The sequence below is a fragment of the Frankia canadensis genome (assembly GCF_900197875.1).
Lineage (GTDB): Bacteria > Actinomycetota > Actinomycetes > Frankiales > Frankiaceae > Frankia > Frankia canadensis.
Genome location: NZ_FZMO01000195.1, coordinates 1 through 7,490, shown reverse-complemented (window position 1 = coordinate 7,490; position 7,490 = coordinate 1). Strand labels below are relative to the sequence as shown.

Below are 7,490 nucleotides of genomic sequence, written 5' to 3'. Positions count from 1 at the left end.
GATCGGGCGGCCGCCGCGGGAGGCCCGGACCGTGCTCGGGGGGCGGGTGCGTCTCGCCGGGCAGGCGCTGGTCACCCAGATCCTCATCGGGATCTGCGTCGTCGCCTACTTCCTGCAGGGCCTGCCGGGCCTCGGCAGCGGGTCCACCGGCAACGAGTTCACCGACCGCTTCGCGATGATCGGCTACCGGATCGCGGTCGATGACCAGTACTACCGACTGCTGACGCCGGCGTTCCTGCACGCGGGCGTACTGCACATCCTGTTCAACATGTACGCGCTGTTCCTGCTGGGATACCAGCTGGAGGCGCTGCTCGGCCGGGCCCGTTACCTCGGCCTTTTCGTGGCGGGCGCGGTCGGCGGCAACACGCTGAGCTACCTGCTCGGCGGGCTGACGACGGCCTCGGTCGGCGCGTCCACGGCGATCTTCGCCTTCTTCTCCGCCTACTACGTGATCGCCCGCCGGCTGCGGGTGGACTCCGGGCAGATCCTCGTCGTGATCGGGATCAACCTGGCCATCACGTTCACGTTCAGCAGCATCGACAAGTGGGGCCATCTCGGCGGCCTGGCGGTCGGCGCCCTCATCGGGCTCATCTACGCCTACGTGCCCCGCCGCCTCGCCTGGGTCCAGGCCGGCGCGGTGACCGCCATCGTCGCGGCGCTGTTCCTCGCCGCCGTCGTCAAGTCCACCGCCCTGGTCTAGGCCGCCCCCGCCGCGGTGTCGTGGCCGTTCGTGGTGGCCGTGTTCTGGCACTGTCACGGCGGCCTGTGTCGCGTTTTCGCGGCAGAACGGACAGCGGGCCGCGAAGTTGCGACACGGCGACGATGTCCCGTGCACCCGCTTCCCACCGGTGGGAAGTCCGGCAGATCCGCCCCACCCCTCGCTGTTCTGGTCGCCACCCAGGCCGGAGATGATCAAGGTTGGGTGGTGCCGGGTCGCGGTGGGTGAGGCCGTGGGCGGCAGCAGGCGACGGGCGGCGAGGTCGGCGGTAGGAGACCGCAACGCGGTGGGGGCTGCGGGCAGGGTGTCCGGGCTGCCGGGTGTCCGGGCTGCCGGGCTGCCGGGCAGGCGTCAGCCGTGGCAGCGGCGGACCTGGTTGACATGGTCGGCGATCGGGCCGGGGTCGGCGCCGAGCTGGCGGCGGGTCAGCAGGATCGGGCCGTCGATCGTCTCGATCTCCAGGGTGCGCAGGTGCACGGCGCGGCGGTTGTGGGGGAGGGTGCCGGCGCGGACGTCCACCACCGCCGCCCAGGGTAGATGCCGGCGGCGGGCGCCGTCGACGAGGTCCACGCCGTCCGGTCCGACCCGCAGCGCCGGGCGGGCGAGTAGGTCGCGGGCGGCCAGCACCCAGAGCCCGGCGGCGAGAACGCCGACGAGCAGCCGGCCGGCCGCGTCGAGCGAGCCGACCCGCCAGGCCAGCGGCCCGACCGCCGCGACCAGCGCGGCGACGGTGCCGCCCAGCGCGTACAGCCCCACCCGCCACAGCGGCGGTGACCAGCTCGCCTCGGCCGGGCCGGGCGGTTCGCCGGCGTCGGCGCCGGCTGGATCGGCTGGGCCCGTGGGGTCGGCGGGGCCGGTGGGATGCGCGGTCATGGCCCCACGCAACCACAGGTCGGGTGGAGATCGGCGCCGAGTTGCCGGGCGGGCGTGGTGCTTGCACCATGCTGAGTAGCGGCTACGATTCGCTATCTTGCCAGTACTCATAGTGCCGTTCCTGCGGCGTCCCGTTCGGGGCGGGGGTTCGCGGCGCACCGGCGGGGGTCGCGATGGAAGCCGTGGCAGGTCGTGGTCAGGGGGATCGGGTGGCGCACTCGCCGGTACGACGCAGCGGGGGCAGCCCGTTCCCGCCCATCGCGGAATACGGATTCCTTTCCGACTGCGAGACGAGCTGCCTGGTCGCGCCCAGTGGCAACGTCGAGTGGATGTGCGTGCCGCGGCCGGACACGCCGAGCGTCTTCGGTTCGGTGCTGGACCGCTCCGCTGGCGGGTTCCGCTTCGGCCCGGACCGCACGCAGATCCCCGCCGGCCGCCGCTACCTGCCCGGCACCAACATCCTCGAGACGACCTGGCAGACCCCGAACGGCTGGCTCATCGTCACCGACTGCCTGGTCGTCGGCCGCTGGCATCGCACCCATCTGCGCTCCAAGACGCACCGCCGCACCCCCAGCGACTGGGACGCCGACCACGTGCTGCTGCGCCTCGCCCGCTGCGAGCACGGCACGGTCGACCTCAGCCTGGTCTGCGAGCCGAACTTCGACTATGGACGGCACGCCGAGTCCTGGCAGTACGAGGCGGAGGACTACTCGTCCGGGGTGATCAGCCACGCGGGCACGAACATCACGCTGCGGCTGCGCACCGACCTGCGGCTCGGCTTCGACGGCCGCCGCGCGCTGGCTCGCACCACGCTGCGCGAGGGCGACACGGCGTTCGTCGCCCTGACCTGGCGGCCCGAGGACCCGCTGCTGCCGGACACCTACCTGCAGGCCTGCAACGCGGTCGAGCGCACCACGGAGTTCTGGCGGCAGTGGCTCTCGCGCGGCATGTTCCCCGACCATCCGTGGCGACGTCACCTGCAGCGCAGCGCGCTGGCGCTCAAGGGCCTGACCTACGCGCCGACCGGCGCGCTGCTCGCGGCGGCCACCACGTCGCTGCCGGAGACGCCCCGCGGGGAGCGCAACTGGGACTACCGCTACAGCTGGCTGCGCGACTCCACCTTCGCCCTGTGGGGCCTGTACACCCTCGGCCTGGACTACGAGGCCAACGACTTCTTCTCGTTCATCGCCGACGTCGCCGAGCATGACGACGACGACATCCAGGTGATGTACCGGGTCGGCGGCGAGCCGCGCATCGACGAGGAGATCCTCGGCCATCTGTCCGGCTACGAGGGCGCGTCACCGGTCCGGGTCGGCAACGCCGCCGCGCTGCAGCACCAGCACGACGTGTGGGGCGTCGTCCTCGACTCCGTCTACCTGCACACCAAGTCGCGCGACTACCTCTCGGAGCGGCTGTGGCCGGTGCTGGTGCGTCTCGTCGAGGCCGCCGCGGCGCACTGGCGCGAGCCGGACTGCGGGATGTGGGAGGTCCGCGGGGCCCCGCAGCATTTCACCGTCTCCAAGATGATGTGCTGGGTCGCGCTCGACCGCGGCCGCCGGCTCGCGCAGATGCGCGGGGACACGAAGACCGCCGCCCGGTGGAAGACCATCGCCGAGGAGATCCACGCCGACGTCTGCGAGCGGGGCGCCGACCACCGCGGCGTCTTCACCCAGTACTACGGGTCGAAGGCGCTGGACGCGTCGCTGCTGCTGATGCCGCTGCTCGGCTTCCTGCCCGCCTCCGACGAGCGGGTCAAGGCCACCGTGCTCGCGGTCGCCGAGGAGCTCACCGAGGACGGCCTGGTGCTGCGCTACCGCACCGACGAGACCGACGACGGGGTCAGCGGCGAGGAGGGCGCGTTCCTGATCTGCTCGTTCTGGCTGGTGTCGGCGCTGGTGGAGATCGGTGAGCTGACCCGGGCCCGGCAGCTCTGCGAGCGGCTGCTGAGCCTCGCGAGCCCGCTGGACCTCTACGCCGAGGAGATCGATCCGCACAGCGGCCGCCACCTCGGCAACTTCCCGCAGGCGTTCACCCACCTGGCTCTGATCAACGCGGTGATGTACGTCATCCGTGCCGAGGATGCCGAGGCCTACGCCCGCCCGTCGCCGTCCACCTGAGCACGTCAGGCCCGTTTTCGGGGCGCTGGCGGGGCCGGGCGCACTAACGTGGGTGCGGTGGCCAGCCTGGAGATAAGGGAAAAGCGGGTCGAAGTCGTAATGAGCGGGTTGGAGCGGCTCGGCGCGCTACGCGGGGACGTCTCCGTCGGGCTCGACGAGGTGCTGGACGTGCGCTCGGCGCCGGAGCCGTTCACCGAACTGCACGGGTTGCGGATGCCGGGCACCGGCATTCCGCGGGTGATCGCGCTTGGCACGTGGCACTCCCGGCACGGCCGGGACTTCGCCGCCGTGTACCGGGGCCGCCCGGCGGTGGTGGTGGAGGTCCGCCCGGGCGGCGAGTTCCGCCGCCTCATCGTGGCCGCCCGCGACCCCGAGGCCACCGTCGCCCGGCTGCGCTCCGCCGTCCTCGCCCGCTGACGGACCGCGGGAGCCGTCGGCCGCGCCTGTCTAGCCGCCGGCGAGTGCCTGTCGGCACACCGGGCACCGGTCCGTGCCGTCCCAGCTCCCCCAGCCGAAGGTCACGGGGGCCAGGCCGGGCGCCTCCAGCTCGGCGCGAACCGCGGCCCGGTAGCGCCACACGGCGTCGAGGTAGGGATGGTAGGCATCGTGGAACGCTGGCGACGCGTGGCCGGCGCCGGCCGCGACACAGCGGCGCAGCTCCCGCAGCCGCTCGAACATCAGCTGGCCGGCGGCGACCACCGGCGGTGAGGCGTCCAGGAACAGCCGTTCCCGCACGTCGTAGATGCCCGCGTCCGCCAGGACCGTGCGCGAGCGCGCGTCCCGGTCGGCGGGCAGCGCCGACGTGTCACCGGCGATCTGACGTAACCGGGTGTGGCAGACGCCGGCCGCCACGATGAAGGCGACGTAGGTGTCCTGGCGGCGTTCCCGCCGCGCCCGGCCGTCGTCGTCGCGGGCGCGGACCCGGTCCGCCAGCACCGTGCCCGAGATCGCGATGACGGCTCCGCTGACCGTCGCGACCAGTGTTCCCCAGTCCACCAATGCCTCCAGTAACGCCCCGCGAACACTACCGACGGCGGACGGCGGCATCAGCCTCCCGGCGAAGAACCCGCGAGCGGGGCGCGACCAGTGCCCACCGGGTTGCCCTTCGCCGATCCTCCCCGGATGGGTGATATCCACAATTGTGGACAACGGTTGTGGATAGATGACAGCCATGCAAGTTCCGCCGGGCCCCCGGCGGACTGGCCGACGGAGGGCGCTATTGCCGAACCCGCCGCCGGGTCAGCGCCACTGGGTTGACACTGCCAGCCCAATGACGACGAAACCGAAGCCGACGAGGATGTTCCAGCCGCCCAACGCCTCCATCCCCAGCACGCCGCCGTTGGAGAAGTAGTAGACGAGCAGGTAGACGATGCCGATGAGGAAGAAGGCCAGGATCAGACCGCCGAACCAGGGCGGCGACGGCGGCCGGCTGCGCCGGGCCTGGCTGGTGGTGGTGCTCTGCGTCTGCTTCTTCGGCTTGCGGCGTCGCGACTCGGGCACTGCGGAACTCCTCGGCTGACCATGCGTGGACGAGCGGCGACCGTCGCCGCTGCCGTGGGCGCGGCCCCGGTGACGATCCCGCGCTGGGCACCAGGGTAAACAGCCCGCCGACGGACACGCCGGCTGCGTACCGGCAGGTGGGTCTGTCTCCCGGTGACAGCGCCGCCAGGCCGCGGCGCGCCGGGCGCGGACGGGGTATCGAGCCGGGAATTGTGCGGACATGCGCGCCACGCCGCGCTGACGTGGGCTCAACCGTGTCGCGGGCCGCGTAGCCTGCGGCGGGGGCGGTGACTCCGACGCGGCGGACGGATCGCCCCGCCCGGCGTGCCCATGCCCGTGCGCGGCGCCCGCCCGCGATCCGCCCCCGACTCGACGCGCCCGGCTGGCGCGCGGGAATCGAGGTCGGCGGTGGTGATCACCCGCGGCGAGATGGACGGAGCCGGCGACGAAGCCGCCGCGAGCGCCGGCGGCGATGAGGAAGACCGTCCGGGCGTGGATGCGGCGCGGCCTGCCTGGCTGGCGGCCGCCTGGAGAGGCCGGCTGGCGGCGGCATGGCGAGGCCGGTTGGCGGCGGTGCGGCCTGGACAGCCGGGTGCGCCGCGGCGAGGGCGGCGGGTCGTCGTGGTCGGGGTGGTGTTCTGCCTCGGTCTGCTGGCGGGAGTTGTCGTCGGGCACGTGGGGCCGTTCGGGTCCGCCGGCGATCGTGAGGACACCGCCCTCGTCGCCGGTGGGATCCCCGGGGTCGTCGCCGCCGAGTCGCGCCGTGTCGACGCCCGCCGGGAGGCCTCGGCAGGATCCTCGGACGTGCCGGGACCGGTGGTCGGGAGCGAGGGTCGTGGCCCGTCCGGCTCCGCGTCGCCGTCGACCTCGCCGGGCGGGTCGGTGTCGCCGGGTGGGTCGCCTACAGCCGGGTCGCCGACGGGTGGCGGGGGGCGGTCGGGTCCGGACGCGGCCGCGCAGGCGCTTGCCGCGGGACTCGCCGGGCCGGTGGGTGCGGCGGCGGTGCGCGGGCCGGCGTTGACCGTCGAGCTGAACGACGCGCCGGCGTCCAGCCGGCACGGGCCCTACCCGCCCGGCGTCGCGGCCCCGGGCCCGGACGACCTGGTCGTGCACCAGCAGGACGTCCAGGCGGTCGTGAACGCCCTGTGGGCCGGCGGCGCCGAGGCGATGACCATCATGGACCGCCGGGTCACCGCCCGCACGGCGGTGCGCTGCGTCGGCAACACGCTGCTGCTCGGTGGCGAGGTGTTCTCCCCGCCGTTCCGGATCACCGCCATCGGGGACATCGCGGCCCTGCGTGCCCATCTGCGCGACGACCCGCAGGTCACGATCTACCGCCAGTACGTCAGCGCCTACCGGCTCGGCTACCGTGTCACCGAGAACCCGGACGCCCGCCTGCCCGCCGCCGACCTGCGAGCGGCCTCAGGGCGGCCCGGCGCCGAGCCGAACTGACCGACGTGAGGCCGGTCTGGCTGGCTCAGGCGAAGGCGGCGGCGCGCAGGGTCTCGACCTCGTCGGACAGGCCGGGGGCCAGGCGTCGGGCGGCCCCGCCATCGCCGCACCGCTCCAGCCAGCGGGCGAGCATCAGGTGGCCGCCCTGGGTCAGCACCGACTCGGGGTGGAACTGGACGCCCTCCAGCGGCAGCTCCCGGTGCCGCAGCGCCATCACCACGCCGCTGGCCGTCCGGGCGGTCACCTCGATCTCCGCCGGCAGGGTGCTCTCCTCGACGGCGAGCGAGTGGTAGCGGGTCGCGATGAACGGTGACGGTAGGTCGGCGAGGACGCCGACCCGGTCGTGACGCACCTCGGACGTCCGACCGTGCAGCAGCTCGGGCGCCCGGTCGACGGTCGCGCCGAACGCCACGCCGATCGCCTGATGCCCGAGGCAGACGCCGAGCAGCGGCACCCGGTCCCGTGCACAGGCCCGCACCATCGGGATGCTCACCCCGGCGGCCTCGGGCGTGCCCGGGCCGGGGGAGAGCAGCACGCCGTCGACGCCGAGGCCGGCGAGCTCGTCCGGTGTGACCTCGTCGTTGCGCCGCACCACGCACGCCGTCTCCAGCTGGCCGAGGTACTGGACCAGGTTGAACACGAACGAGTCGTAGTTGTCGACGACCAGGATCCGCATCGGTGAACCTCCTGCCTGCCCGCTCAGCCTGTCCCGCCCTGGCCGGCACCGCCCTGACCGCCACCGCCCTGACCGCCACCGCCGCCCTGCCCTCCGCCGCCCTGACCGCCACCGGCGCCGACGGGGGTCGTCGGTGTCAGCGTCGGGAGCAGGG

At 73.6% G+C, this 7,490-nt stretch carries 8 protein-coding genes; 4 read left to right on the top strand and 4 right to left on the bottom strand.

The features are described 5' to 3' along the window. On the top strand, positions 1 to 700 hold a 700-nt coding region (locus tag C1A33_RS16460; RefSeq protein ID WP_243407624.1), incomplete at its 5' end, for a rhomboid family intramembrane serine protease. Positions 701 to 1,069: 369 nt separating this feature from the next. Here the strand turns inward: C1A33_RS16460 and C1A33_RS16455 are convergent. Further along, positions 1,070 to 1,591, bottom strand: a complete 522-nt coding sequence (locus C1A33_RS16455) for a PH domain-containing protein (protein ID WP_101832372.1) — start codon at positions 1,589 to 1,591, stop codon at positions 1,070 to 1,072. A gap of 209 nt (positions 1,592 to 1,800) precedes the next feature. Between C1A33_RS16455 and C1A33_RS16450 the strand changes: the two genes are divergently transcribed. Together C1A33_RS16450 and C1A33_RS16445 are read left to right on the top strand one after the other, a co-directional pair. Then, positions 1,801 to 3,708 carry a glycoside hydrolase family 15 protein gene (locus C1A33_RS16450; protein WP_101832371.1) on the top strand — a complete coding sequence of 636 codons (1,908 nt, stop codon included), beginning with the start codon at positions 1,801 to 1,803 and terminating at the stop codon, positions 3,706 to 3,708. 99 nt (positions 3,709 to 3,807) lie between these two features. Further along, the gene (locus tag C1A33_RS16445) at positions 3,808 to 4,125 is read left to right on the top strand and encodes a hypothetical protein (protein ID WP_243407623.1); all 318 of its coding nucleotides are present in this window, start codon (positions 3,808 to 3,810) and stop codon (positions 4,123 to 4,125) included. A gap of 30 nt (positions 4,126 to 4,155) precedes the next feature. Here C1A33_RS16445 and C1A33_RS16440 read toward each other — a convergent pair whose 3' ends face one another. Continuing rightward, positions 4,156 to 4,704, bottom strand: a complete 549-nt coding sequence (locus C1A33_RS16440) for a CchlQ (RefSeq protein WP_101832369.1) — start codon at positions 4,702 to 4,704, stop codon at positions 4,156 to 4,158. A gap of 243 nt (positions 4,705 to 4,947) precedes the next feature. Further along, a complete protein-coding gene (locus C1A33_RS16435; protein ID WP_101832368.1) occupies positions 4,948 to 5,208 on the bottom strand; it encodes a cell division protein CrgA in 261 nt (86 codons plus the stop codon). A 408-nt stretch (positions 5,209 to 5,616) separates the two neighbouring features. Between C1A33_RS16435 and C1A33_RS16430 the strand changes: the two genes are divergently transcribed. Next, positions 5,617 to 6,660 (top strand): DUF881 domain-containing protein, encoded by a 1,044-nt coding sequence (locus C1A33_RS16430; RefSeq protein WP_243407622.1) that lies wholly within the window; start codon positions 5,617 to 5,619, stop codon positions 6,658 to 6,660. Positions 6,661 to 6,685: 25 nt separating this feature from the next. Here the strand turns inward: C1A33_RS16430 and C1A33_RS16425 are convergent, their stop codons facing one another. After that, the gene (locus tag C1A33_RS16425; protein ID WP_101832367.1) at positions 6,686 to 7,336 is read right to left on the bottom strand and encodes an aminodeoxychorismate/anthranilate synthase component II; all 651 of its coding nucleotides are present in this window, start codon (positions 7,334 to 7,336) and stop codon (positions 6,686 to 6,688) included. Positions 7,337 to 7,490: the final 154 nt, after the last annotated feature.

What these genes read in the sequence shown, in the direction of transcription:
- C1A33_RS16425 (WP_101832367.1), bottom strand. Translation starts at nt 7,336, where the DNA reads ATGCGGATCCTGGTCGTCGACAACTACGACTCGTTCGTGTTCAACCTG.
- C1A33_RS16445 (WP_243407623.1), top strand. Translation starts at nt 3,808, where the DNA reads ATGAGCGGGTTGGAGCGGCTCGGCGCGCTACGCGGGGACGTCTCCGTC.
- C1A33_RS16455 (WP_101832372.1), bottom strand. Translation starts at nt 1,591, where the DNA reads ATGACCGCGCATCCCACCGGCCCCGCCGACCCCACGGGCCCAGCCGAT.